20 protein-coding genes, 2 tRNA genes and 2 rRNA genes are annotated in these 26,888 nt (G+C 64.0%); 14 read left to right on the forward strand and 10 right to left on the reverse strand.

Going from position 1 to position 26,888, the window contains the following annotated elements; all coding sequences use genetic code 11:
- Positions 1 to 43 precede the first annotated feature (43 nt).
- The 7 genes from EYW42_RS04210 (at position 44) to EYW42_RS04240 (ending at position 8,276) form a co-directional block, all read left to right on the forward strand.
- Complete coding sequence (locus EYW42_RS04210) at positions 44 to 886, forward strand: QueT transporter family protein (protein ID WP_237561270.1); 843 nt, start codon at positions 44 to 46, stop codon at positions 884 to 886.
- Positions 887 to 933: 47 nt separating this feature from the next.
- Entirely contained in the window at positions 934 to 2,913 is a 1,980-nt protein-coding gene (locus EYW42_RS04215) for an ABC transporter ATP-binding protein (RefSeq protein ID WP_135533989.1), read from the forward strand.
- Positions 2,910 to 3,695 carry an energy-coupling factor transporter transmembrane component T family protein gene (locus EYW42_RS04220; RefSeq protein ID WP_135533990.1) on the forward strand — a complete coding sequence of 262 codons (786 nt, stop codon included), beginning with the start codon at positions 2,910 to 2,912 and terminating at the stop codon, positions 3,693 to 3,695. The genes EYW42_RS04215 and EYW42_RS04220 overlap by 4 nt, the downstream gene beginning before the upstream one ends.
- A gap of 75 nt (positions 3,696 to 3,770) precedes the next feature.
- A complete protein-coding gene (locus EYW42_RS04225; protein WP_135533991.1) occupies positions 3,771 to 5,018 on the forward strand; it encodes an adenosylhomocysteinase in 1,248 nt (415 codons plus the stop codon).
- A gap of 107 nt (positions 5,019 to 5,125) precedes the next feature.
- Positions 5,126 to 5,785, forward strand: coding sequence for an HAD family hydrolase (locus tag EYW42_RS04230; RefSeq protein ID WP_135533992.1), 660 nt, complete (start codon positions 5,126 to 5,128; stop codon positions 5,783 to 5,785).
- A gap of 164 nt (positions 5,786 to 5,949) precedes the next feature.
- Positions 5,950 to 7,242: an MBL fold metallo-hydrolase gene (locus tag EYW42_RS04235; RefSeq protein ID WP_135533993.1), complete on the forward strand. Its 1,293-nt coding sequence runs from the start codon at positions 5,950 to 5,952 to the stop codon at positions 7,240 to 7,242.
- A 125-nt stretch (positions 7,243 to 7,367) separates the two neighbouring features.
- A complete protein-coding gene (locus tag EYW42_RS04240; protein WP_135533994.1) occupies positions 7,368 to 8,276 on the forward strand; it encodes a DMT family transporter in 909 nt (302 codons plus the stop codon).
- A gap of 93 nt (positions 8,277 to 8,369) precedes the next feature.
- On the opposite strand, the gene EYW42_RS04245 is transcribed toward EYW42_RS04240, so the two are convergent.
- The 4 genes from EYW42_RS04245 to EYW42_RS04260 all read right to left on the reverse strand — a co-directional run bounded on the left by EYW42_RS04245 (position 8,370) and on the right by EYW42_RS04260 (position 12,881).
- On the reverse strand, positions 8,370 to 9,866 hold the full coding sequence (locus tag EYW42_RS04245) for a hypothetical protein (RefSeq protein WP_135533995.1): 1,497 nt from the start codon (positions 9,864 to 9,866) through the stop codon (positions 8,370 to 8,372).
- 443 nt (positions 9,867 to 10,309) lie between these two features.
- Complete coding sequence (locus EYW42_RS04250) at positions 10,310 to 10,594, reverse strand: DUF6360 family protein (RefSeq protein ID WP_135533996.1); 285 nt, start codon at positions 10,592 to 10,594, stop codon at positions 10,310 to 10,312.
- 52 nt (positions 10,595 to 10,646) lie between these two features.
- Positions 10,647 to 12,422, reverse strand: a complete 1,776-nt coding sequence (locus EYW42_RS04255) for a nitrite/sulfite reductase (RefSeq protein ID WP_135533997.1) — start codon at positions 12,420 to 12,422, stop codon at positions 10,647 to 10,649.
- Positions 12,423 to 12,566: 144 nt separating this feature from the next.
- Entirely contained in the window at positions 12,567 to 12,881 is a 315-nt protein-coding gene (locus EYW42_RS04260) for a hypothetical protein (RefSeq protein WP_135533998.1), read from the reverse strand.
- A gap of 311 nt (positions 12,882 to 13,192) precedes the next feature.
- Here EYW42_RS04260 and EYW42_RS20295 point away from each other — a divergent pair, with 311 nt between their 5' ends.
- Both EYW42_RS20295 and EYW42_RS04265 read left to right on the forward strand, forming a co-directional pair.
- Positions 13,193 to 13,321, forward strand: a complete 129-nt coding sequence (locus EYW42_RS20295; RefSeq protein ID WP_259371275.1) for a hypothetical protein — start codon at positions 13,193 to 13,195, stop codon at positions 13,319 to 13,321.
- A 136-nt stretch (positions 13,322 to 13,457) separates the two neighbouring features.
- Entirely contained in the window at positions 13,458 to 14,147 is a 690-nt protein-coding gene (locus EYW42_RS04265; RefSeq protein ID WP_135533999.1) for a DUF7119 family protein, read from the forward strand.
- Positions 14,148 to 14,207: 60 nt separating this feature from the next.
- On the opposite strand, the gene EYW42_RS04270 is transcribed toward EYW42_RS04265, so the two are convergent.
- Positions 14,208 to 15,458 carry an ArgE/DapE family deacylase gene (locus EYW42_RS04270; protein ID WP_135534000.1) on the reverse strand — a complete coding sequence of 417 codons (1,251 nt, stop codon included), beginning with the start codon at positions 15,456 to 15,458 and terminating at the stop codon, positions 14,208 to 14,210.
- A 103-nt stretch (positions 15,459 to 15,561) separates the two neighbouring features.
- Here EYW42_RS04270 and EYW42_RS04275 point away from each other — a divergent pair.
- Positions 15,562 to 15,635 (forward strand) — tRNA-Lys (locus EYW42_RS04275).
- A 297-nt stretch (positions 15,636 to 15,932) separates the two neighbouring features.
- Here the strand turns inward: EYW42_RS04275 and EYW42_RS04280 are convergent.
- Entirely contained in the window at positions 15,933 to 16,778 is an 846-nt protein-coding gene (locus EYW42_RS04280; RefSeq protein WP_135534001.1) for a hypothetical protein, read from the reverse strand.
- A gap of 443 nt (positions 16,779 to 17,221) precedes the next feature.
- Here EYW42_RS04280 and EYW42_RS04285 point away from each other — a divergent pair, with 443 nt between their 5' ends.
- Both EYW42_RS04285 and EYW42_RS04290 read left to right on the forward strand, forming a co-directional pair.
- Complete coding sequence (locus EYW42_RS04285) at positions 17,222 to 22,984, forward strand: hypothetical protein (protein WP_135534002.1); 5,763 nt, start codon at positions 17,222 to 17,224, stop codon at positions 22,982 to 22,984.
- Between the two features lie 154 nt (positions 22,985 to 23,138).
- Positions 23,139 to 23,597, forward strand: a complete 459-nt coding sequence (locus EYW42_RS04290; protein ID WP_135534003.1) for an NUDIX domain-containing protein — start codon at positions 23,139 to 23,141, stop codon at positions 23,595 to 23,597.
- Between the two features lie 134 nt (positions 23,598 to 23,731).
- Here the strand turns inward: EYW42_RS04290 and EYW42_RS04295 are convergent.
- A tRNA-Cys gene (locus EYW42_RS04295) sits at positions 23,732 to 23,807 on the reverse strand.
- A gap of 160 nt (positions 23,808 to 23,967) precedes the next feature.
- Between EYW42_RS04295 and EYW42_RS19705 the strand changes: the two genes are divergently transcribed.
- Together EYW42_RS19705 and EYW42_RS04300 are read left to right on the forward strand one after the other, a co-directional pair.
- Positions 23,968 to 24,129, forward strand: coding sequence for a DUF7331 family protein (locus tag EYW42_RS19705; protein ID WP_168192908.1), 162 nt, complete (start codon positions 23,968 to 23,970; stop codon positions 24,127 to 24,129).
- Between the two features lie 89 nt (positions 24,130 to 24,218).
- Positions 24,219 to 24,956, forward strand: a complete 738-nt coding sequence (locus tag EYW42_RS04300; protein WP_135534004.1) for a GNAT family N-acetyltransferase — start codon at positions 24,219 to 24,221, stop codon at positions 24,954 to 24,956.
- Positions 24,957 to 24,968: 12 nt separating this feature from the next.
- On the opposite strand, the gene EYW42_RS04305 is transcribed toward EYW42_RS04300, so the two are convergent.
- From EYW42_RS04305 to EYW42_RS19710, 3 genes are all read right to left on the reverse strand, one after another.
- Positions 24,969 to 26,207, reverse strand: a complete 1,239-nt coding sequence (locus EYW42_RS04305) for an NADH dehydrogenase subunit (RefSeq protein WP_135534005.1) — start codon at positions 26,205 to 26,207, stop codon at positions 24,969 to 24,971.
- A gap of 223 nt (positions 26,208 to 26,430) precedes the next feature.
- Positions 26,431 to 26,552 (reverse strand): 5S ribosomal RNA (rrf, locus tag EYW42_RS04310).
- Between the two features lie 111 nt (positions 26,553 to 26,663).
- Positions 26,664 to 26,888 (reverse strand): 23S ribosomal RNA (locus tag EYW42_RS19710); the annotation flags it as partial.

A 26,888-nucleotide genomic window follows, 5' to 3' on the forward strand; every position in this document is an offset into this window, starting at 1 on the left:
GTTTCGATCAGTTTTAAGTATCTGTTGAGAAGTGTTTTCGATGATGAAAGAACTGGTCACGATGTGGCGGGATACACGAATGATAATGCTGGTAGCCGTCGTCGCCGCTGTGTACGCCGCGCTACTGATACCCTTTGCCGGTCTCGTGATAATTCCGGGAATCACCGCTGTTCGTCCGGGGAACGTCATCCCCGTGATATTTGGCATACTGTTCGGTCCGGCAGCGGCCTGGGGGTCCGGTATCGGGAACCTGATCAACGACGTCTTCGCCGGTACCTTCGGCCCGGGAAGCCTGTTCGGGTTTATCGGGAACTTCTTCTTCGGGTTGATCGGGTACAAGCTGTGGGGCAACCTCGGTGTGCTTTCGAGCGGTGTCGAGCCCAACTTCCGTGAAAACGCCGGCAGACAGCTCCTCGAATACGTCATCGTCGTCGTCGTCGGTTCGGCGCTGTGTGCGTCGATCATCGCCTGGGGGCTCGAGGTACTCGGACTGTTTCCCTTCTCGGTGCTCGGCACGATCATCCTTCTGAACAACGTGATCGCGTCGGTGGTCCTCGGACCGCCGCTTCTCTACCTGACGTACCCGCGAATCAAGGACATGGGGCTTCTCTACCCCGACCTGCTGCGCGACGAGGATCTGCCCGACGCCTCGGCCTCGCGGGCCCAGACCGCCGCGTTCGGTCTCGCCGTCGTCTCGGTCGTCTGGGCCGCTGTCGGGATCGCCGTCTCGCTGGGCATCCAGGACGTACCGTTCGGGGCGTCTCAGGGCGAACAGTTCGGTGCCGGCGGTTCGACGGTCCAGATCGCCATCGGCGCTATCAGCTTCCTGGCCGTGCTCGGTCTGACAGTGATCTCAGGCGAGCGGCTGTCGAAGCTGCTCGATTAGCCGAATCGCTCAGTTTTTAGTCCCGGGCGGGACTTGACGAGAATACGATGGACAACGACCCGGCCAGCGGGGATGCAGCGACCCTCGAAGAGGTCGTATTCGCCTACGAACGGGGTTCGGATCTCCCGCCGGCCGACAGTTTCGCCGACGATGCTGACTACGACCCGGACGAACGCGGCGGCCCGGTCCTCCGCGGGATCGACCTCGGTGTCCCCGCCGGGTCGTTCACCGTTATGATGGGAGCGAGCGGCGGCGGTAAATCGACGCTGCTGCGGACGTTCAACTCGATCATTCCCAGCTTTCTCACCGGGTCGTTCGACGGGAACGTCGACGTACTCGGACGGGACGCCACCGACGCTCGCGTCCCGGAGATGGCCGAAGTCGTGGGGATGGTTCTCCAGGACTACGAGGCCCAACTGTTCGGGACCAGCGTGACGAGCGAGGTCGCGTTCGGCCCGGAGAACCTGGCGGTCCCGCCGGCCGACATCGACCCCCGGATAGACCACGCGCTGGAAGTCGTCGGCCTCGGCGACCTCGACCGGCGACGGCCGCCCGAAGCGCTGTCTGGCGGCCAGAAGCAGCGCCTCGTGTTCGCTGGCGTGGTCGCGAACCACCCCGAACTGCTCGTCCTCGACGAACCGACCAGCGACCTCGACCCCGCGGGGAGCCACGACACGCTGGAAGTGATCCGCTCTCTGGCCGACAGCGACGAGGCGAGCGCGCCGGAGGACTGGCGGGGGCCCGAGACGATCGTGATGGTCACGCACGATATCGAGGAAGCGCTGCTCGCAGACCACGCCGTCCTGTTGCGCGCGGGGCAGGTGTACCGACAGGGACCGGCCCGAGAGGTGTTCACTGACGTCGAGGCCCTCCGGAACGCCCGCGTAGCGGTCCCGCCGGTGGTGGACGTGTTTGACCGCATCGGCTGGTCTCGCGAGGAACTCCCGCTTACGCCGGCGGAGGCCGTTACGGCGGTCGAGGACAGCGACCTCGCGTGGACGCCCCCCGCACACCGCGGGGAGACGCTCCCGGGGACCCCCGCAGGAACCGGCGAGAACCCCGGCGACCCCCTCTTCGAACTCGACGGCATCGTCTACGAGTACGAGACGGACCGGGAGTCGGTGCGAGCGGTCGACGACGTCGACCTCACCGTCCGCGAGGGCGAAGTCGTCGCTATCGTCGGGCACAACGGGAGCGGCAAGACGACGCTCGCCAAACAGCTGAACGGACTGCTCGAACCCGACGCGGGTAGCGCGCGCTGGCGAGGACAGGACGTTTCCGAACTCTCGATGGGGGAAGTGGGTCGGTCGGTCGGATACGTGTTCCAGAACCCGGACCACCAGATCTTCGCAGACACCATCCGCGAGGAGGTCTCCTTCGGTCCCGAGAACTTCGGGATGGAGGGCGAGGCGCTCGAACGCGCCGTGAGCGAGGCCGTCGAAACCGTCGAACTCGACGGGCTGGAGGAGGCGGACCCGTTCAACCTCTCGAAGGGACAGCGACAGCGGGTCGCGCTCGCGTCGATCCTCGCGACCGACCCTGACGTGATCGTCTTCGACGAGCCGACGACCGGCCTCGACGCGACCCAACGCGACCAGTTCATGGACCTCGTCGCCCGTCTCAACCGCGAGGAGGGCCTGACCGTCGTGATGGTCACGCACAGCATGCGCACGGTCGCCCGGTACGCCCCGCGGACCGTCGTGATGGCAGACGGGCGGAAAGTCGCCGACCGACCGACGCGGGAGCTGTTCGCTGACGAGTCGGCCTTAGAGCAGTGGGAACTCCAACAGCCCCAGCCGGTTGATCTCTCGAATCGGCTCGCCGGTGTGTCCGGCCAAGAGGACGCGCTCCCCGCGCTTTCGGTCGCGGAGGTCGTTCAGGGGCTCGGAGGGTCCGACGCCTCGTCCGTAGATGCGGAGGCCGGCGGGGAGGAGGCGGGAGTACGCAATGACCCCGATTACGGTGGCGGCGGCCGGACTGACGGCGGGTCCGGCACCGGACAGACGAGCGGAGGTGAGAACGAATGAGTTCCTCTCCCTCCCTGTACGTGGACCGGGACACGTTCCTCCACCGGCTGAACGCTCGGTCGAAGTTGGCGCTGCTCGTAGGGGTGTTCGTGACGGTGTACGTCTTCGGCGACCCGCTGTGGGTGTTCGTCCCGCTGGCGGCGACGTTCGCCGCGCTACTGCTGGTCGGCGGGTGGGCGAACTTCAAGCGCCTCTCGTTTATCGTCGCGGCGCTGTTTCTGGTCGGTTTCGCGGTCTGGCCGGCGTTCGCCGAGTCCGGCGGTCCAGTGTTGCTAGAGACCCCACTCGGAACGCTCACCGAGCGGGAACTGCTGTTCGCGCTCGGCCGCTCCGAGCGGATAGCGGCGTTCATCGTCGGCGGGCTACTGTTCGTGACGACCACCTCCAACGAGGAGATAGTCGCCGGGATGCGGTCGCTCGGATTCCCGTACGCGTTCTGTTTCGCCGTCGGCACCGCACTGCGTCTGTTCCCGACGTTTCTGGGGTCGGCGAACACCGTCCGGCAGGCCCAGGCCGCGAGAGGTCACGAGGTCGGCGGCGGCAACCCCGTCGAGACGCTCCGGAGCTACATCCCGCTCCTGATACCGGTGTTCATGACCGCGATCCGTAACGTCCAGACGCAGGCGATGGCGCTGGAGGCCCGCGGGTTCGACACGCGGGGCGACCGGACCTTCTACGACCGGCAGCCGTTCGGCCCGACCGACTGGGCGGTCGCCGCGTTCGGCCTCGCGCTCGTCGTCGGGTCGATATACCTCCGTCTACAGGGGTACGGGACGGTCTGATCCCCGAACCATCAAACGGGCAAATTAGACGGTCCTTGGCGGGGTTTATGGGGATGCACGGTAGAGAACCCCACTATGTCCGACGAAACCGACCCGCTCGCCTGGACGCGAGACTACACACCGATCCTTCGCTCGCTCGCCGAGGAGTACGGCGATGACGAACCGCTTTCCGACTACACGGTCGCGCTGGCGTCGCACCTCGAACAGAAGACCGGTGTACTGGTCGAGACGCTGAACGAGGCGGGAGCGGACGTCCTCGTCACGGGAAGCGAACCGCACAGTACGAAGGCCGAGGTAGTCGACGCCCTCCGCGACCAACCCGGCATCGAAACGTTCGTCGAGGCCGGGATGAGCGAGGAGGCGTGGGAGGCGGGCCAGCACGACCTGCTCGAACGGGAACCGGACTTCATCCTCGACGACGGGTGCGAACTGATCGCGAAGGTCCACGCGGATCACCCCGAAATCGCCCGTCACGTGGTCGGCGGCGGCGAACAGACGACCGCCGGGATCACCCGTCTCGAAGCGATGGAAGCCGACGACGTGCTCGAATTCCCGGTGTACGGCGTCAACGACACGCCGATGAAGCACTTCTTCGACAACGTCCACGGCACCGGCGAGTCCTCGCTATCGAACGTGATGATCACCACCAACACGATGCTCTCGGGCAAGACCGTCGTCGTCGGCGGCTACGGCTACTGCGGACGCGGGATCGCTCGCAAGGCCCGCGGCATGGGCGCACAAACGATAGTCACCGAGGTCGACCCCCGGAAGGCGCTAGAGGCGCACATGGACGGCCACCGCATCGAGACGATGGAATCGGCCGCGAGCGAGGCCGACTACATCATCACCTCCACCGGCAACCGCGACGTCGTTCGCGAGGAGCATCTTGACGAGCTCCAGGACGGAGTGATCCTCGCGAACGCGGGCCACTTCGACGTGGAGATAGCCATCGCAGACCTCGAAGACGCCGCCGAACGCGTGACCGAACCCCGCGACGGCGTCACCCGGTATCACCTCGACGACGGGCGGCGGATCAACCTGCTCGCGGAGGGGCGTCTGGTGAATCTCACCGGCCCACACAGTAACGGCCACCCCGCCGAGGTGATGGACACGACGTTCGCGATGATGTTCGAGGCGGCCCGCGACATGCTCGCGGGGGGGAGTGGCGAGGAGCTCGCGCCGGGCCTGTATGCCATCCCAGACCGCCTCGACCGCGAGGTAGCCTACCGGAAGCTCGACACGCTGGACGTTGCGGTCGACGACCTCACCGAACGCCAGCGCGAATACTACGAGGACTGGGAACACTCCGACAGCGCGTTCTGAGGCGCTGCTCCGAGCCAATTCGTCTCGTCCGTCCCGGTGAACCCATCCCCGCGGACCTGCGGCCAGGTGACTGAAACCCTTATACCGGCGGCGGCACATTACATAATATGACTTACGATACCGTCATCTTCGACAACGACGGTGTCCTCGTCGGTCGAACGAGCTTCGACGTCCTTCGTGAAGCCACGCAGGAGACGTTCGCGCAGTTCGATGTTACCGATCTGGACCCGGACCACGTAGAGGATATGACTATCGGCGCGACCCCCGCGCAAGTCGGCGATATTTGCGACCTGTACGGCCTCGACCCGGAGACGTTCTGGCGCGCTCGCGACCGCACGCTGTCCCGTGCCCAGCAGGAAGAGGCCCGCGCGGGGCGGAAAACGCCCTACGGGGACATCGACACGCTGGCCGACCTCGACACCGCAAAGGGAATCGTCAGCTCCAACCAGCAGGAGACGGTCGATTTCCTTCTGGACCACTTCGACATCTCGGACCACTTCGGCACCGCCTACGGCCGCGAACCGACCGTCGAGAGCCTCGACCTCCGGAAGCCCGACCCCCACTATCTCGAACGCGCGCTCGCCGATCTCGACGCCGAGTCCGCGCTGTTCGTCGGTGACAACGAGTCCGACATCAAAGCCGCCGAGAACGCCGGCATCGACTCGGCGTTCATCCGTCGGCCCCACCGCCGAGACTGGGACTTCAACGTGTATCCGACCTGGGACATCGACTCCCTAGACGACCTTCACAGGGTTTGTAGCGCCTGATACCGGTCCGGGGAGCGCCCGGTTCCCAGACTAGACGAGGCCGCATCGACGCCGCGTGAGCGGCACGGCTACCGCTTCGGACAGAAAGCCGGACCAGACCACCGATCCGGATCTGTCCGGGGGAACCGACGAACCCAAACGCCCCGAGCGGCTATCTCTCGGCAATGGACATCCGGTTTCTCGGCGGCGCTCGCGAGGTCGGCCGGAGCGCCATCCTCGTCAACGACCGTCTTCTCCTCGATTACGGGATGAAGACGGGGACCCCGCCGCAGTTCCCGGTTGACTCGGTCGACCCCGAGGCCGTCGTCGTCAGCCACGGCCACCTCGACCACGTCGGGGCGATCCCCTCGTTGCTCTCCGGGGACCGACGGCCGCCGATCCACTGGACGCCACCGACGCGGGAGCTGGCGCTTACGCTCGCCCGCGACACGCTCAAGCTACACGGTGGGTCGTACAGATGCCCCTTCACCGAAACCGAGGTCAAGCGCGTCACGCAGGTGTCTGAAACGCACGGCTACGCGGACACGTTCGAGGCCGCCGACCATGAGATAACGTTCTACAACGCTGGCCACATCCCCGGCAGCGCGCACGTACTCGTCGATGACGGCGACACGCGACTGCTGTACACCGGGGATTTCCACGCCGGTGGCCCGGAAAGCGACGGCGACACTCCGGACCGAACTGACCGCCGGGGCGAACCGATCCGCGGACAGCGACTTGTCTCCGAATCGACTGCGCGGCCGGACGCCGACGTGGTCGTCTGCGAGAGCACGTACTCGGACGTTACCCACGAAGCGCGCGACCGCATCGAATCGGCGTTCGCCGAGAGCGTCCGGACGACGCTGTGGGAAGGCGGCACCGTCGTCGTCCCGGCCTTCGCCATCGGGCGCACGCAGGAGATGCTCATGGTCTGCGACGCGCACGATATCGACTGCTACGTCGACGGGATGGGCAAGGGAGTCACACAGATGCTGGCGCAGTATCCGGAGTTCGTCCGCGACGGTGAGACTCTGCAACGCGCCCAGTCCAACGCCCGGTTCGTCACGGGCCGGGACGGTCAACGCAAGCGGATCGCTGACAAAAACACGGTCGTCGTCACGACGAGCGGGATGCTCTCAGGGGGGCCCGCCATGACGTACATCCCGGAGATACGGAACCTGCCGGTGAACAAGATAGCGCTCACCGGCTACCAGGTCGAGGGGACGCCCGGACGGAACCTGCTCGACTCCGGCCGCGCCGAGATAGACGGCCGCGTGATGCCGGTCAGCGCGCAGGTCGAATCGTACGACTTCTCGGCACACGCCGACCGTACCGGGCTGCTGGATTTCCTCGACTCATACCGGGACGCTCGGATCCTCGTAAACCACGGCGACAGGTGCGAACCCTTCGCGGACGAACTCGCCGCCGACGGGTTCGATGCGGTTGCGCCCGAACTCGGGGACGTCTGCAGGCAGTAAAGCGATCGAGTGCGGAAACGCTTCGCGCCTCGACGGTCGAACGTCTGGGACCGCGCCGCGGAGAGAATCCGGACGCACCGGCCGGAACCGGGATCGGTAATTGTCCGGCACTCCGTTGTCGATCCGTGAACTACCGTTTCGCCACTGTCGGACTGTTCGGATCCCTCGCTGTCCTGTGGGGGCTCTCGTTTCTCGCGATCGCCGTCGGCCTCGAATCGCTCGAGCCGGTGCTCTTTGCGGCTTTCCGATACGACATCGCCGCCGTCCTCCTGCTCGGCTACGCTCTCGTCGCAGACATCACGTGGCGGCCGACAACCCGTCAGAACGTCAAGGCCGTCGTCGTCGGCGGAGTGTTTCTCATCGCCGCGAACGCGTTTCTGTTCATCGGGCAACAGACCGTCCCCAGCGGGGTGGCGGCTATCATGCAGAGTCTCGTTCCCATCGTAACGTCGCTGTGGGCACTGGGTCTTCTACCGGAGGAGGAGATCTCGGCGCGGGACGCCGTCGGGATCCTCCTCGGTTTCGCCGGCGTCGGCCTTATCGTCCGCCCGGACCCCGCAAACTTGCTCGGAGCGAACGTCGTCGGTCGCTTCATGATCCTGCTGCAGGTCGCAGGCGTCGCTCTGGGGGGCGTTCTGATACAGCGCTTGCGGCCGACGCTCGATAAGATAACGCTCGCGGGGTGGTCGATGCTCATCGGCGGAGTCATCCTTCACGCCGTCAGTTCCGGCATCGGCGAGTCGTTCACACTCCCGACTACGGTGCCGGCGGGGGTCGCTGTCGTGTATCTGGGAATCTTCGCCACCGCTATCGCCTTCTTCATCTACTTCACGCTTCTGGAAGTACGGGGTGCACTCGAAACGTCGCTGGTCACCTATCTGGTGCCGGTCGTTGCGACTGTCGTCGGCGTCGTGGTTCTCGGGGAGTCGATCACGCCCGTGACTGTCGTCGGGTTTATCGTCGTTTTCGCCGGGTTCATCATGCTCAAACGCCGTGCGATCGCTGACCTAATAAGCAAGACGAGAGGGCCATGAAGGGAACCCGGGACTGAAAAACTCGTTCGGTCACCCAGTGTCACCACTGGGCGTCCGTCAGCGCCGAAAAAATCCGGTCGGTCGTAACGGCCGTTACGCGACGACTGCCTCGTCGGCCGACGTTTCGTTGTCGTCGAGGACGCCGCCGTCAGTCTCGTTGTCGTCCGATTCGTTGTCGCCCAGCATGCCGTTGTCCGACTCGTTGTCGGATTCGTTGTCGCCGAGGATACCGTTGTCAGTCTCGTTGTCAGTCTCGTTATCTCCCAGCACACCCTCGTCAGTCGTCGTGTCGTTCCCGGTCTGGAGCGACCACGAGTCCGACGACGCGTTCTCGACCGTCACGTTCTCGGCCGAGAGCGTGTCGATAACTATCTCGTCTTCGGTTTCGTTGTCGACGAGACCGGTGTCCGTCTCGTTGGTGTCGTTGTCGTCGAGGATGCCGTCGGTTTCGTTGGTGTCGTTGTCCTCCTGTGCGTTGAACGCGCTCGTCACGTTCGTGTCGTTGTCGCCGAGGATCCCGTCGTCCGACTCGTTGTCGGATTCGTTGTCGCCGAGGATCCCGTCGGTCTCGTTGTTCGATTCGTTGTCACCCATGACGCCGCCGGTTTCCTCGCCTTCCTGCACGTCGATCTCATCGACCGTCATGTTCTGGATCGTCATCTCGGTGACGTTGACCGTCCGGATCGTCACGTTACCGAGTTCCTCGCCCTCGTCCTGAAGGGCCGTCTGGTTCGAATCGTTCAGTTCGAACGTGGTGTCGTTCTCCGCAGTCACGTTGTCGTCGGTTTCGTTGTCACCGAGGATGCCGTCGTCTGTCTCGTTGTCCGATTCGTTGTCACCGAGGATGCCGTCGTCCGACTCGTTGTCGCCGAGGGCACCGTCAGAGACGGTGAGTTCCTCGATAGTGAGCGTCTCGACGGTCATCTGTTCGATAGTGAGGTTCTCGACTGTCACCTGTTCTGACTCGGTGTCGGTCACGTCGGACCCGCTATCGTTGAGCGGCGTGTCCGTCTCGTTGTCCTCGGTTTCGTTGTCGTCGAGGATCCCGTCGGTCTCGTTGGTGTCGTTGTCTTCCTGTGCGTTGAACGCGTTCGTCACGTTCGTGTCGTTGTCGCCGAGGATCCCGTCGTCCGACTCGTTGTCCGATTCGTTATCGTCGAGAATGCCGTCGGTTTCGTTGGTGTCGTTGTCGCCGAGAACACCGTCGGTTTCGTTGGTGTCGTTGTCGGTCAGACCGGCGGTCTCGTTGTCTTCAGTCTCGTTGAGAACGCCGATGTCCTCGATCTCCGTGTCGTCACCGACGCTCACGTTGAGGTCCTCGAGAGTCACGGACTCCAGCGTCAGGTTGTCGAAACTGACGTTGGAAAGAACCGTCGTCTCGTTCGGGTCCACGGAGTCGGTCAGTTCGTCCGCACCCGTCTGGTTCTCTACCGTGAAGTTCTCCACCGTGAGTGATTCTATCGTCGCGTTCTCGACCGTGACGTTCTGGAGTTCGAGTTCGTCGACCGTCACGTTCTGCATCGTCGTGGCGTTACCGACTGTGCCGTCGTCTCCGTCGTCGCCGTCTTCCTGTACACCTGTGTCTGCCATCGCCGGCGCAGCGAGCGCCGGACCTGTCAATGTGACTACTACTGCCATCAATATCGCGGTTGCTGTTTTGCGATTCATACGCCTGTTTCCACGCCGCTGGCTCTCATAAACAGGGGAAACCGTTTGCACCTGGAAACCGAGGTTTACGGATGTCTCATCCGTATTTCCGGTCCGATTTCGCACCTGTTCAGCCTGCGAGACATACCCGGCATGAATCGGGCGAGTGATACGACAAGCGGGAGTCCGGTCTAACCTCTGCTTAGCCCCCACGGGGGCCGGGTAGACAACGGTACGAAACCGAGGTAACGAGGACCCCTGGGTTCGCCCGACAGGAGTTGTACGGTGCATAACGCCCGGGACTGTGTTGTTTGAGTATTCCCTTCCGAGGAATAAAATAGGAGAGTGTCGTATCGGACCGGACCAAACGAGAGAACGCGTCGGGGTTACTCCTCGTCGGTTCGCTCGACTTTCGACGCGTGTTTCTCCAGGTCGGCCGCGAGTTCGCGGGCTTCCTGGGGCGAGAGTGATACTTCCTCCATGTGCGCCGGGAGGTGTTCCTCCTGCATGTTGTCGAGTTCGAGTTGCAACTGGACGCGGTCGGGGTTTTTCCGCGGCGACGTGGCGTTTAACACCGCGAACGTCTCCTCTTCGAAATCGTGTCCCGTGACGGTCGCGTCGATCAGGTCGAAGGTCGTGTACGCGTTGACCTTCATCAAGCGGTCGGCCATACGGGTTGGCAGGAAAGGGAGCTACTTATACTGACGGACGCGGCCGACGTCGTCAGTCGTCCGCGGGCGTGGGACTCTCGTCGGCCGCGTTCGGCGCGGGGCTTGCGTCCATGTCGTCGTTCTCGGCGTAGGGGTACCACGTCTTCTTCGTGTTGTGCATGTACGGGTCCTCGTAGTCCGTCTCCTCGGGTTCGACGAGTTCGGCGAGTTCCTCCTCGTCGCGGTCGACGACGAACTCGCGGAACGTCTCACCGTCGTCGCGCAGTTCGTCGTAGTTCTGAACGAGGTTCTGGATGGCTCCGGGCACCTCGTCGGCGGGGACGCGCTCGGTGACCCAGTCCGCGAAGTTCGGGTTCTCGCCGAGGCCGCCGCCGAGACCGATGTCGAGCGCCTCGACCGGTTCGCCGTCCTTGCGCGTCTTCATGCCGCGCAGGCTGATGTCGGCGATCTGTGGCTGGGCGCACGAGGCGGTACAGCCCGAGAGGTGGATGTGGAAGTCCTGGACGTCGTCGGGCAGGTCGACGTTCTCCTTCAGCCAGCGCGAGAACCGCACCTGACGGTTCTTCGTCTCGACGATGGAGAGCGAGCAGAACTCGGTGCCGGTACAGGCGATTGACCCGCGCTGGAAGGGGTGCGGGTCGGGGCTGTACTCCTCCAGCAGCGGTTCGGCCAGAAGGGCGTCGAGGTTCTCCTCGGGGACGTCCGTGAGGATGATGTTCTGGCGCTGGGTGAGGCGAGCCTCGCCGCTACCGTACTCGTCGGCGAGGTCCGCGAGTTCGATGACCTCGTCCGCGCCGATACGACCGACGAGCACGTTCAGGCCGACGTAGTAGTTGCCGTCTTTCTGCTCGTGGACGCCGACGTGGTCGGCGTGGCCGTGGTCGACGCCGGCGTTGTAGGAGTACTGGTCGCGCTTGTCCTCGCCCGCGGCGTACATCTCGAAGTCGACGTACTCCTCCTGGAGCGTCTCGCGGACCTTCTCGGGCCCCCACTCGTCGACGAGGAACTTGATCCGGGCGTTGTACCGGTTCTCGCGGTCGCCGTGGTCGCGGAACAGCGCCGACAGGCCGCCGGCGACGTCCGCGGCCTGCTCGGGCGTCACGAACACGTCGACGTTCTTGGCGAATCGAGGTTCGTTCCGGGCCAGACCGCCGCCGACGCGGACGTTGAACCCCTCGACGGTCTCGCCGTCTATCTCCTTCTCGGCGGGTTCCAAGGCGAGGTCGTTGATGTCGCCCTGCCCGCAGCCCTCGTGACAGCCGGTCACCGAAACCTTCCACTTGCGGGGGAGATTCACGTGATCCTCGTTCCCTTTGAACGTATCGTGGAGTTCGTGGATGGTGTCTAGGGCGTCGACGTGCTCGTTCTTGTCCTTGCCTGCGACGGGGCAGCCGACGATGTTCCGCCAGGAGTCACCGCAGGCCTGCAGCGTAGAGAGCCCGTTCTCTTCCAGTTCGTCCCAGATCGCCGGGACGTCCTCGATCTCGATCCAGTGGAGCTGGACCGCCTGTCGCGTGGTCACGTCGGCCCAGCCGTTGCCGAACTCGGGGTTCTCCGCGGGACCGGTCGAGTACTCCTTCGCTATCTCGCCGATGGTGCGGAGCTGACCCGGCTCCAGCACGCCGTTGGCGGGACCGATCCGCATCATGAAGTAGCTCTCCTGTCCGGCGCGCTGGTGGTACAGACCGTACCACTTGAACCGCTCGAACCAGGCGTCGTGTTCGTCCTCGGGTATGGCCTCCCACCCCTCTTCGGCGAAGCGCTCCATGTGGGCACGGATGTCCGTCCCGTAGATCTCGTCTTTCCATTCCTCGACGTCGGTAGGCATGTGCGTTCGATACGAGCGTATCTCGTAAACCCCCCTTCCTCGCGTCAGTTCTCCCCTACTCTCCCGCTTACCGGAGAGGCTTGCCTGACGTGCCATCACGTGTCACGGACGAGCGTCGTCCGCTCGAACGGTGACGAACACAGTTTACGACTGCGGCTCGTTCACCGCTTGAAGCGCTCCTGCCTCGAACGCACGGAACTCGCCGTCGATGACGCGACCGACGGGTAGCGCGTCTATGGTGTCTTGTGACCCACAGTCGATGCACTGGCCAACAGCGCCAACGGCGATAGTGTCGCGGTGAACTGAGACATCGAAAAAGGACTCGCAGAGGACGTGCGCAACGTCACAGTCACAGAAGTCGTAGCTCGCGAGCGGCCAGATGTCGCTGTTACTGACCGCGCGAGCGTTGTTGACGCTTATCCACGCTCCGTCGTCGAGCGTGCGAACGGGAACCGTCATTGGTCCCCCTACTCGCTCACCACTCCTTAGCGCGTCGACTGCTACAAGCCTTACCGCGGAATGACGGCGTCGGGATGGCAAAACCGGGAGACGGAACCGTGTTTTATCGCGGCAGCGGTGACCGGAGTACCGGCCAGTGTTTCTGGTATGCGGGAGCCCGGGAAGCGTTTGTGAGTTAAAGCGGCCTTAAGGGGACACCGCTGTAACGAACTGTTGATGACTGACGACGCTCGCCGGTGCGACGAACCGCGCCAACACACGTCCGCTGACGTCGCGCCCGAGCTATACGAAGCCGATCCGGAGCCAGAACAATGACCACGACTCAAGAACCCGACGAAGAGGAAGAAGAGCAGGTCGACGACCACCTGGCGGACGTCGAAGAGGGTGCCGGCTGTACGGAGATATGGGAGCACCTCTCGGAGCGGCGCAACGACGATTGATGGTGAGAGAGGGTCGGGTCGGGACGTCTCCGAAACCGACGCGGAGCGGATCTTCGATTCCTCACGGCCCTCGCTTCGAGACGGCGAGTACGACCAAAACGGGGCTTTTTGATAGTCCCTTCCCTAGGGGGTGCTGATGACTGCAGACCGGTCGGACGACTCCGACGCGACCAACATCGACGATAAGTTGCCGACCGACAGGGAGTCGCCCGTCGGCCAACCGGTCGTTCGCGGCGACGCCGACGTTACCGGCCAACGCGCACGCGAGGCCGTCCAGTTCGACCCCGACGACCCCGAGAGCCTCGCGGACGCCGCCGAGACGGTCCGCAAGTTCGCCGACAACACCGTCGGCGGCGAAGACCACGTGTACATGCTCCGCGGAGCGGCCGCCTGCGCCGCCCTCGTCCGCGGCGAGGGGTCGTACAAGGCCGCCGCGGAGCGGGCGGGCGGCGAGGCGACGGTCGCGTTCATCCGGAAGTGGGCGCGGGTCCACGACCTGCCGCAGTCGATCCGCCGCCACGTCGCCATGGGTCACGTCGCGCCAACCGCGGCCAAACACATCGCCCGAGTCGCCGGTAACGCCCGTTTTCTCCTCGCGTTCGCGGTGCTCGACGCCGACCTGACGGTCCGCGAAGTCCGCACCATCGCCAGCGACGTAAACGGCGGCACACCCATCGAGGCGGCCCTCGACGACCACGGCGTGACGGTCGGGGAGATCACGGTGACGCTCCCGGCCGACGCCTATCAGCAACTCCGCCGCGAGGCCGCCCTCCAGAACACCGACCCGGACGAACTCGTGTCCGACGCCCTCGACGAGTATTTCTGATCGCTCTCGTCCGACGCCGTTGGTCGGACCCGTCGAACGACTGCCGACCGTACAACGCACCTACTGACGGAGGAACCGTTCCGCCGCGTCCGCGAGAACGGCGCTCGCCGTCTCCACCTCGCCCGCGTCGACGGACTCGTCGGGGAAATGCGCCTGTTCGATGCTCCCCGGACCGAACAGGACGGTCGGGATCCCGGCCGCTTGATAATGTCGGCTGTCCGCGCCGTACGTTGCGCCGCGCGGCGTCGCGTCTAACCCCGTTTCGGTCACGGCTTCGCCGAGGGCCTCGACGACCGCGGCGTCGAGGGAAACTGACGCCGCCTCGAACTGGATGGAGAAGCGCTCGAACGTCGGCGGGTGGTCGCGGAGCCACTTGCTTTCCTCGACGACCGCGTCGAGTCGCTCCTGGAACTCCGACTCCACCTCGGCAACGGTTTCGCCGGGCGCGACGCCGATACGGAGTTCGGCGACGAGGTCGTCCGGCACCGTCGACGCCCAGTTACCCGCCCGAACGGTGCCGAAACAGACTGGCCACTTCGTCGGAAACTCCTCGTAGAGCGGATGGTCGACCCGTTTTTCGCGCTCCGCCTCGAGTTCCTCGAAGGCCCGCCGGATCCGGTCGAAATGCGGTAGCACTGACTCCCCTCGCCAACTCGTCGCCGCGTGAGCGGACCGCCCGCGGAGGCGCAGGCGCTTCATCACGCTCCCTTCCACTGCGGTAACGACGCCGAGTTCGGTCGGTTCGGCGACGATAGCCGCGTCGCGCTCGAAGGGGTACGGGTTCGACAGTGCCGCCGTGGCTGCTCCGATCCCGCCTTCCTCTTCCCCGGCGACGCTCTCGACGACGACTCGCCCGTCGACAGCCTCCGTCTCGGCGATCTGTCGCGCGGCGAAGACGCAGGCCGCAAGTCCCCCTTTCATGTCCGCGGCACCGCGGGCGGTCACGCAGTCGTCGTCCCAGACAGGATCGAACGGGTCGCTCGTCCACGCGGACCGCGTCGCCGGTACGACGTCGACGTGGCCGTTCAGCACCAGCGTCGGTCCGGCGTCGGGGTCACCTAACTCGACGACGCCCGCGACGGACGGCCGATCGGCCGTCGATATCTCGCTCGGGTCGTCCGGAAACGAGGGGTGTTCGGCGAGTGCCGCGGCGTCGGCAGTCCACTCGTACGTGTCGAACCCGAACTCCTCGAAGCGCTCGCGGAGCCAGTTCTGCGCAGGACCCTCCCCGCCGTCGGTGGTGTCGAACCGCAGTAGTTCGTCCAGAAACGCTCGCAGATCCCCCTCGCGAGCGCTGGGAAGTTCGTTCATGAGTATTGAGGATAACGGTAGAAGCTAAAAGTTGCCGATAGTCGTATTCGCCCGGCCCGAACAACAACTCTTTAACCGTTCTACTGCGAATTGATGACTGCGCGGGCCGGTAGCTCAGTCAGGCAGAGCGTCTGGCTTTTAACCAGATGGTCGGGGGTTCAATTCCCTCCCGGCCCGTTTCTCACGAGAACGACAGTGAGCGGTGAGAAACGTCTCCGGAGGAATTGAATTAGAACGGACGCGCAGCGAAGCGGGCGCGTCCAGGCGTGGTTCAATTCCCTCCCGGCCCGTTTCTGCGACGGTCACGAGATACACAGCGTCTCGTGAGCAAATCAGAACGCAAAGTGTTCTGATGAGAACGCCCGTGGCGAACGGTGAGAACAATCTCGTTCGGGAGAGTACGGTCTCGGAGTCGAGGCGGTGAAACAGCGAAAAGCGGAGTGTACGACGGAAATGCCGACGTTTTGGCGCGGCCTACTCCTTCCGGGGCAGGTACGCGAGTCCGGTGAGAAGCACCGTTGCGATGCTACTTATGATGACGATTCCCCAGACGCCGTTTATCCGTTCGTGGAAGTGTTGTTGCTCCTCTACCTGCTCGTGATACCCCTCGACGTCGGTCGTCAGGACGAACGACTCGCCGGACCTGAAGTGCGGGATGTACTCGGTCCCCTCCGTATCCGTGGAGTTGAGGATGAACGCCTCGCCGTCGCTGATTGTGAGCGATTCAGTGCGCTCGCCCTGCCACTCCAGAAGCACGGTCTCTTGAGTGATGTTGGCGACGGTCGTCGCGTTCCCCTGGAACTCGATTTCGTCGCCTTCGCTGATCGTCGTGTTCGAGAACGCCTCGTCCTGGAGGTACGGCGTTAGCGTACGGGTTCCGTCTTCGCTCTCACGGACGACGTACCACTTGTCGTCGTAGGTCAGGTTTGCGTTGGAACCGTTCCCCGGTACGGTGCGAAGCGTCGCCTCGTCGGGGTCGGTGGCGTTGGGGATGAACAGGTGGCGGTCCTCGCTCTCGATGGACACCGTGCTGTTTTGCTCCCACGTTTCCGCGAAGACGGCGGAGTTGTTGGTCCGGGAGAGGGTGGCTTCGAGCGTCACTCCACCGCCGCCGCCGTGACCGCCGCTACTCTCGGATTCCTCGATAGCCGTCACCGTGTACGTCCGTTCGCCGGCGTCGATTTCGGAACCGTTCTCCAGTTGGTACTCGGGGTCGTCGACCGTTATCGACGGCCCGTCTGCCGTCGCGATGAACGCATACGACCCGGCAGCGAGTACGACGAAGAACGCGATATACACCGCCGCTGCTCGTCGTTGCATATTCCGACTGACGCACGCTCTCCGTAAAACGATTACTTTTCACGGGAAGGAACAGCGGCACACAGATCGAAAGCCGCGATGAACGCCGACGAACCTCTGCTTACTCCGTTCGTCGTCCGCGGCGCTGAACAGGTCACCGACCGAAGACGACACCGCGCCGTCCTGCGGTAATTCGGGATGACTCGCGAGAACAACCGCTCGTTGATATGAACTGCCCGTAAACGATAGCCCGCGTTTATTGGCGGAAGCGGCGACGCTGACCGTATCATGAGAGCGAGCCACGCGTCGTCTGCACGCACGCGCGAGTCGGGTTTCGCGGACCGGTTTGGACGAACAGCCAGGCCGCGCCGAGCGACCCGTCGAAAAGCTCGGGGTCGCTGGGCCGGGGAACGAACGATCCCGAACCGGTGTGACCGAGACCGGGTTTTACGGGGGGTTGGCCGATGAACGTGAAGCGCGGACTCGTCGTCGCCGTCGCGGTTATCCTCGTCGTCAGCGCCATCGCCGTCCCGGGCCTCGCCGCGGCGGGGACCGGCGACGTGGCGGAGACGAACGACGTTTCATCGACCGCAACCGCGGCGACCGAAACCGACCAGAGTGAGGTACTCGACACGGGCAGGGCGCATGGAGCCGCGTCGGAAGCGGCGACACAGGAGCAAGCCGAGTACGCTGAGGCGGCAGCCTCGGGTGCCGAAGCGGGGGCGGAGATGGCGCGCGAGGAAGGAGCCAACGTCAGTGACGCACAGGTCGAGGCCGCACAGCAGGGAGCGAGAAACGCGGTGGAACAGACTCTCGAACGCGGCCCTGATACCGACCTGACGGTCGAGCAGGTCAGGCGGGCGGCCCGCGGCGCTGCGCACGGGACCCTGCTACAGAGCGAGGACGCGACCGCCGGCGAGGTCCGGTGGGTCGTCGAGGGAAGCACCCACGGCGCGCTCGTCGCACCGCGCAGCACCGAGGCCGGGATACAGGCCGCAGCGTACGGCGCAGGCCACGGGGCGGTCGCTCGGAACGCGCGGGCGAGCGGTCGTCAGATGCGAAAGGTCTCGCTCGGCGCTGCCGCGGGCGCGGTCAGAGGTCAAGCCCAGTACGGAGTGACCTCTCCCGAACGAGTCAAGCAGGCCGCACAGGGCGCAGCGTACGGCGCGCTCGAACGACCCAATGCGGCGGACGTCGAGAAGCTCAAGGGGGCCGCCCGGGGCGCGGCCTTCGGCGTCCTCAAGCACCATGGACAGGCAAACGTCAAGCAGATCCAGTTCTCGGCGGTCGGAGCCGCGTCCGGATCGCTCACTGGCAGTCAGCACGCGACCGTCGCGCAGGTCGAGGCAGCGAGCCACGGCGGTGCGGCCTGCGGTGCCAGCGTGAGGCAGGTCCAGCGCGTGAGCGTCGAGCAGGTTCAGGTCGCCACCGGCGCGGCGTCCTCCGGCGCGATTTCACAGAGCCAGAAGGCCAGCGTGGTGCAGATCCAGTCGGCCGCTGAGGGGGCCTGTTCGGGTGCGCTTCAGGAAGTGTCCCAGGTCCAGGTCGTCGACATCACGCAGATCCAGATCATCGTTCGGGAGAGCGCGTCGACTGCAACCGCGACTGCGGCCCAGCGAGACCTGCGGTCGTCGACCACCATCTACATCGACGCCCGTAGTCAGGGCCGCGACCGCGTCGTCCCCCAGAACGACGACGACCGGGACGGGTTGACGAACGAGCAGGAACGACGGGTCGGGACCGACCCGACGGAGGCTGACACCGACGGTGACGGACTGAACGACGGTGCGGAGGTTCTCACCTACAACACCGATCCGACCGAAACCGATACGGACAACGACGGACTCGACGACGGACGCGAGGTCACCATCGGCACGGATCCGACTGACGCGGACACGGACGGTGACGGTATCCCGGACGGCGAGGAGGTCGACCAAGGGAGCGACCCGCTCGACCCCAACGACCCGGAGATACGTGACAGCGACGGCGACGGCCTCACCGACGAGCGCGAGGAGGAACTCGGGACGGACCCGAGCGACCCCGACAGCGACGGCGACGGCCTCAGTGACGGGACAGAGGTAGACGTGTACGGAACGGATCCGCTCAACGTCGACACGGACAACGACGGACTCACCGACGGCCGGGAGGCGGACCGGGACACCGATCCGACAGACCCCGATACGGACCGTGACGGCGTCACCGACGGCGAAGAGGTCCGACAGGGAACCGACCCGACGGACCCGAGCGACTTCCCCGGTGCTGACAGCGACGGCGATGGCCTGAGCGACACGTACGAGGAGGAGGAACTCGAGACGGACCCGAACGACGCCGACACGGACGACGACGGGCTATCGGACAGCCGCGAACTCCGTCTGAACACCGACCCGACGGAGGCGGACACGGACGGTGACGGTGTGCCGGACGGCGAGGAAGTCGAACAGGGCTCCGACCCGCTGGATCCCAACGACCCCGAACCGCGCGACAGCGACAACGACGGTCTCATCGACGAGCGAGAGGAGGAACTCGGAACGGACCCGAGCGACCCCGACACCGACGGCGACGGCATCACGGACGGCGCGGAGGTCCGGCAAGGGACTGACCCGCTCGACCCGAACGACCCGCCGGAAATCGAGAGCCTCGGCGTCGCGACCGACTGCGAGGAAGTGACCGTCTCGAACCCCAACGTCTTCCCGGTGAACGTGACGGTCGAGAACGACACCGGCGAGTCGACCGTGACGGTGCCGGCTCGCGACCAGGTGTCGCTCGACATCGCGCCGGGCGACCAGACGCTCACCGCCGAGAGTAACGGAACGGCTGTGCCGCTCGGCGGCGAAGAGACCCGCGAGATCGCCGTCGATGCGTGCCCGCCCGATATCGAGGGCACCGTCGAGAACAGCACGGTCACGCTTAGCAACCCCGGCGAGATCGGTGTCACCGTGACCGTCGAGAACGAGACCGGCGACGAGCGCACCGTCGACGTCGCCGCGGGCGCGAGCGAGGAGGTCGCTGACCTCTCGCCGGGGGAGTACACCGTCACGGCCCAGACCGACGACGGCGACTCGGCCCGTGTCAACGGCAACGAGGCGTGGTCGTTCATCGTCGATGACCCCGATACCATCGAGTCGTTGCGGGCCGACCTGGGCGGCGACGTCCTCTTGCTGACGAACAGCAACGACGAGACCGTCGACGCCACGGTGACGAGTAACGAGACCGAACAGACAGTGACTATCGCCGGCGGAGAGACGGAGCAGGTCGAGGATCTCACGGCTGGCGACTACACCGTCACCGCCGAAACTGAGGGCGGCGAGAACGTCTCGGTGAACGGCCTCGACCTGTTCGGGTTCACGGTTCCCGAAGACGACGGGGACGTGCCGGACGGGAACGAGACGCCGGACGATAACGAGACGCCGGACAACGTCACCGCGTCGGTAACCGTCTCGGACCAGACCGACAACGGAATGAACCTCACCATCGACGAGGCAACCGCGAACACGGAGTTCTACGTCGCCGTTCACGACAACGAGACGGTGCTGAACGAGACCGACACGTTCGGACCGAACGAGACGTTCGCTGGCGACCTGACGCTGGAGCCGGCACTGGAGGAGAACAGCACCCTCCGCGTAGCGATCCACGATGCGGAGACTGACGAGGAGTTGAACGCGACGAACGTCACGTACAACGTGACAGCCGAGGAGGAACCGGCGGTGCCGACGGCGAGTGTCGCCGTCTCGGACCAGACCGGCAACGGCACGAACCTCACCGTCGACAACGCCAGTGCGAACGTCGGGTTCTATCTGAACGCGAGCGCGAACGGTTCGACGCTCAACGAGACGGACGACTTCGCCGCGGACGAGTCGTTCGAGGGGAACCTCACGCTTGCTCCGCCGCTGGAGGAGAACAGCACTGTCCAGGTCGCTGTCTACGATGCGGAGACTGACGAGGAACTCGCGGATACAAACGTCACCTACAACGTCACGCCCGCCGAGGAGCCTGCGGCACCGACCACCACGCTCGAGGTCGCGAACCAGAGCGGTAACGGGGCGAACCTCACCGTCGACAGCGCCTCCGCAAGCACGGAGTTCTACGTCGATGTCCACCGAAACGAGACTGTCCTCAACGAGACGAACGACTTCGCCGCGGACGAATCGTTCGAGGGGGATCTCACGCTCGCTCCGGCGCTGGAGGACAACGCCACGCTCCGAGTCGCGGTCCACGACTCGGACACCGGCGAGGAACTGAACGCGACGAACGTTACCTACAACGTCACGCCCGACGAGGAGATCTCGCCCCCGACTGCGGCTATCGACGTTGCGAACCAGACCGGCAACGGCACAAACCTCTCGGTCGACAACGCGACGGCGAGCACCGACTTCTACGTCGACGTACACGACGACAACGGTGTGACGCTCAACGAAACCGCGACGTTCGCTGCGGACGAGTCGTTCGAGGGGGATCTCACGATGGAGCCGCCGCTGGAGGGCAACGCCACGCTTCGCGTGGCTGTCCATGACGCCGAAACTGACGAAGAACTAAACGCGACGAACGTTACCTACAACGTCACACCCGACGAGGAACTCGTCGATATCACGTCGAACCTCTCCGTGGCGGACCAGGCCGGCAACGGCACGAACCTCACCGTCGACAACGCAACGGCGAGCACCGGCTTCTACCTGAACGCGAGCGTGGACGGTGACACGCTGACCACGAGAGACACGCTGAACGAAACCGACGCGTTCGATGGTGGCGAAACCTTCGAGGGGAACCTCTCACTCGACCCGCCGCTCGAATCGAACGACACCGTCCGCGTCGCTCTCGTTGATGCGGAGACCGACGAGGAACTGAACACGACGAACGTCAGCTACACCGTGGTCGAGGAGCCCGTCGGTGCGACGGCGAGCCTGAACGTCACCGACCAGACGGGTGACGGCACGAACCTCTCCGTCGACAACGCCTCCGCGTCCGTCGGTTTCACCGTCTCTGCGAGCGTGAACGGGATCGCACGAAACGGAACCGATGCGTTCAGTGCGGACGAGACGTTCGAGGGGAACCTCACGCTCGCCCCGCCGCTGGAGGAGAACGCGACCGTCAACGTGACAGTCACCGACGCGGCGACCGGCGAGATGTTGAACGCGACGAACGTCAGCTACACCGTGATCGAGGAGATGACTGAGGTTTCGGCGACCGTCGAAGCCGCGGACCAGACCCGCGACGGCACGAACCTTACCGTCGACAACGCCACCGCGGAGACGGCGTTCTACGTCAACGCCAGCGTCGACGGAACGTCGTACAACGAGACGGGAGCTTTCGACGCCGGCGAGTCGTTCGAGGGTAATCTCACGATGGAGCCACCGGTCGGCGAAACCAGCACTGTCCGCGTGGCGGTACACGACGCCGAGACCGACGAGGAACTGAACGCCACGAACGTCAGCTACACTCCCGCCGTAACCGGTGACACCGTCGACGCGATCGGCGAGTACGAGGACGTCGAGGCCGCACGCCGGGACGGGTACGTCGACACCCACCGGTTCGATAGCAACGAGTCCGGGGCCGTCGGCATTCGGTTCGTGAACGAGAACGCCGTCGACGGAGACCTCGACCCGCGTGAGCCCGAGGCGCTGCTGTACACGATTAACGACACCGGAGAATACGAACTCCTCGGGGCCGAGTGGGTGGTCCCCGAACTGGACGCTGACGACCGTCCGGTGCTGTTCGACGAACCGTTCGACGGGCCCTTACAGCCCCACACCGACGAGTTCAACGAACATTACGGCCTGTACGCGTGGCTGTTCGAGGACAACCTCGACGGACAGTTCGAACAGCGAAACGCCGCGGTCGACGATCCCGACCTCGTGAGCGTCAGCGACCAGACTGGCGACGGCGACACCGTCACCGTCGACCGGACAATGTTCGCCGAGGAGTACGTCGTCGAAGTTCGTACCGAGGCTGGGACGGTACTCGGCCAGTCCGGGGTGCTCACCGGTGAAGAAACGGGCACTACCGTCGCTCTCGGCACGGCTCTGGACGCCGATGCGACGCTCAACGTCTCGATCCATCACGCTGATTCCGGAGCCGAGATCGGGGAACCGGTCGTCCGCGAGACGATCAACTACACCGTCGACACGGGTGGACTAGTCGACGATGAACCGGATAACGAAACCGACACGACAGTCGGCCAAAACGAAACGACCACCACGAACCCGACCGTCACGACCCGATACCGCGGCTAAACCCTGTCGCGGTGTTCTCTCACGAGTCGCGTTGCCCTTGGACGTGAGAAGCCTTCTCTCCGCTTCGGCAGAATCTGTTACTCCGTATGTTGACTCCCCCAGAGATGGAGATAACGACCAGAAACAGTAACACCGTGACCTGTCAATGGTAAGTATGGTCGACTCGTACGAGGACGGATACAAGGAAGGCGCTATCTTCTTGTTCTACGACGGGGAATCGATTCTGATCGAGCATCGCCCGACGGACGGCGGGACGGAGACGTTCATTCCAAACGGGACGATAGAGGAGGCGGACAAATCCTCGGGGTCCAACGACAACTACGTCCTAGCTGCGCTCCAGCGCGAGATAGACGAAGAGTTTTCGGGCCAAGTCGAGGTGGAGTCTCTGGACAAACTCTGCGAGCACAAAATAGAGGAGCCCGCGATCTGGTTTCACTCGTACGTCGTAACCGAGTGGAGCGGTGAAGTGCCCGATTACACGGTCGAAGATGGCGAGAGATACGCGGATCTGGAGTGGGTTCCATTGGACGAGTACGACGAACACCTGCAGTTTCGCAGTGCAGTTGAAACCTGCGAGGAGTTACGGGCACAGGTCTCGGAAGGCACAGTTTGAGGAACGGGGAGATCAGTTACGGGAACGGAAAGTCAAGCCGGGGCCCGATTTGAACCCCGACTACTCCGCTTCGGTCGGTCCCTTCTTTAGATCCTGGTTGCAGACACGACTCTCGTGTCTGTCGAGCCGAGAAAAGCCAAGGGCCGGATTTGAACCGGCGGTGGGCGGCTCTGCAGGCCGCTGCGTTCGGCCGGACTCTGCCACCTTGGCGCAGTTTTCACTAGTTTCGGCCGTCGTTTAAGCCTAGCGTTTCGCGTTGTTCCGCTGCGACGGTCCGTGGGACACTAGGACAATAATATTCCTTGAGCATAGAGCCTTTAGGGCTCACAGCAGTTCAGACCGGTAGACGAGCCGTTTAGAAGACGAAATTATGCGTGACACTATCGCCCAGACGAGCGACCGCGGATCCGTGGACCGTCCCGACCTCGAACAGTACGTGAGCTATTCCGACGGCGACGATACCGTCATCTGCGACCGCGAGAACCCAAGCGCCTGGATCAAATCCGACGCCTTGGACGTCGTCGAACCCTAATTCTCCGTCACTGGGTCGCTGAGAGCAGTTCACCGCGAGCCGGTAGCAGCGCCGAAAGTAGTTTATCGTGTGAACTGGTACCAACAAACATGAAACTCTCCGACCCCGTATCGATCGAGCACGACGACCGGCAACAGATATTCGAAGAGATAGAGCGCAATGGAGGGCTACCGAAAGACAAGGTGATCACCGGAACAGTCGAGAAACAGCGCGCCGCGCGCCATCACGTCGCGATCCTCAAGCGCAACGGGTACCTCCGAGAGACGGAGGACGGGCGACTCGAACCCGCACTGGAGGTAGACGGTGACGAGGAGGAGTTCGACGTAGCGGACGTCACCGTCACTATCCGCCCGGCACGTCAAGCGGACTTGACCGGGATCGTCGGCGCGATCCGGCAGGTCGCCACCGAGAAAACCTACATCGTCGCGGAATCGGTCGCCGACGAACTCGACCACGAGAACGTCCTGTTGCGACACAACACTGTCGAGTCGCGCATGTTCTTCGTCGCGACCGTCGACGAGACAGTGATCGGCTGGGTTCATCTCAATGCGCCGGAACTGGAGAAACTCGACCACACCGCCGAACTGACCGTCGGCGTTCTGGAGGAGTATCGCGGGCAGGGCATTGGGAACGAACTGCTCGACCGCGCAACGGAATGGGCGCGGGCGAACGAGTACGAACGGCTCTACCAGAGCGTTCCGTCGACGAACCAGCGGGCGATCGAGTTCCTCGAAGAGAACGGCTGGCAAGTGGAGGCGGTCCGCGAGGACCACTACAAACTCGACGACACGTACATCGACGAAGTGATGATGGCCACGACGCCGTAGCGCCGATAGCCCCTACTGACAGTCCTCGCAAACGTACGTCTTTTCTCCGATGAACTGGTCGCGTTTCGGCCGGGCGACGTACTCTCCGCACTCGACGCACCAGGTCCAGTAGATAGAGCGTCCCGCTTCCGACATCATCCGGCCGCTCTCGTCCGATAGACTGCGGATCTCGATATAGCGGTCGCTCACCGCCGTCACTTCGCCGCCGATCGGCGCGTGTTGCGCGTTGCTGATCCCGTCGTCTGCGGGCACCGCGATCATCTCACCGGCAGATATGTCCGCACCGTCAGAGACGACGGGCCGACTCGGCGAGACGACACCCTCGAACGCCGGGTTCGTAATCAGTGGCACCCGGACGCGGTCGGGTGTCAACGTCGTCGGTGACGTCTCGTGGTCCGCGGTCCAGTCGATCGCGTTCAGGACGTTGATTCGGTCACCGCCGAGCGTGTTCTCCTCGGCGATGTCCTCGTCGATGACTGTCAGGCAGTTCGTTCGCTTGGTCGTTCCGAAAGCGTCCGGATCCGCCTCGATCTCGAAACACCAGCCCGGTCCGCCGTCGGCAAGTATCTCGTCCCGGTCAAGGTCTTCGGGATCTCGTCCCGCCGCTTCGAGGAGCGTTGACGCGGGTGTGCCGACGGGAACCCGCAAGAATCGGTGACGGGGGACGTTCCCGTCAACGTGAACGTGCTTGTACGTCACCGGTTCGTCGCGGTCGAGCGTCCGGTAGACGTTATCCAGTGTCTCGGTGTTCTGGACGATCCACCCGTGGTCCATCGGGAGGTCATCACCGATGACTGTCCCCGCGACGAGGCGCAGGAGGACGCTCTCCATCCCGTACTCGTACTGGTCGTCCGTGTACGCGAAGACGATCCCGGCCTCAGCGGCCGGGTCGAGCGGCAGATCCGCCGGTTCGTACACCGTCGCGTCGGTCGCAGATTCGAGCGGTCCCATCCACTCGTCCCTGTCTTTCGCCTTCGCCCCCACCACGATCGTCTCGAACGCTCGGTCTAAGAGTGCGTCGAACAGTTCCCCGAACGCGTCCGCGCGCTCGCGACCCAACCGCTTGTCGATGTAGTAGTTCGGTTCGCTTTCTTGGTGGTTTACCAACAGGTAGTCCACCTCGTCGAGACGGCCCCACTTCGCGTGCGCAGGGAATCCGGCACCCCCAGCACCCGCGATGCCCGCGTTCCGGAGCGTCGTCGCGAGTTCAGTCGGTGCTGCCTGGTCGAGCCGCTGTAGGCCGATACTCATGTTCACCCCTCCAGTTCGATACTTCTCACCACCACAGCATAACTTTACCGTGAAGCATCACGAATACGATTAGATTGTCATACGTTACCAAATGACACTGTCGATGGCGGACTACGGAAAACGACAATCGATCAATCAACCGCATACACGCGGTGTGGCCGTCGCTCGCGGTCGATATGAAAAAAGCCCATCCGGCGGAGCCGGACGGGCTAGTAGTATGAGTGGGTGGCGGCGAACCGGATTTCCCAGAGACTCGCGTACTCCAGTACTCGCCGAAACGCTAGTGGGCTTAACGACCGTGTTCGGGATGGGTACGGGTGGAACCCCACTGCTATGGCCGCCGTAACGCCGATCCACGGAGTCGAACCATGGTGGTATACCGATATCGGTGGTATGAAACCGTAATGTACGTGCAATCCAGGTAACGCCTGGACCCGTTCGTGGGTACAGTGCGATGAGTGTGTGGCGTCGATTTGTTAGTGCTCGCGGACTGAACGCCTCGTTGCCTTGGCGCGTACATCCCGAGTCTATCGAACTCGTCTTCTACGAGTAATCTCAGTGGTACCTCTTTTTCAGGTGGGTTTCGAGCTTAGATGCGTTCAGCTCTTACCCCGTGTCACGTGGCTGCTCGGTACGTGCCCTTTCGGACAACCGATACACCAGTGGTGACCATTCGGAGTT

Source organism: Halostella pelagica, assembly GCF_004762015.1.
Lineage (GTDB): Archaea > Halobacteriota > Halobacteria > Halobacteriales > Natronoarchaeaceae > Halostella > Halostella pelagica.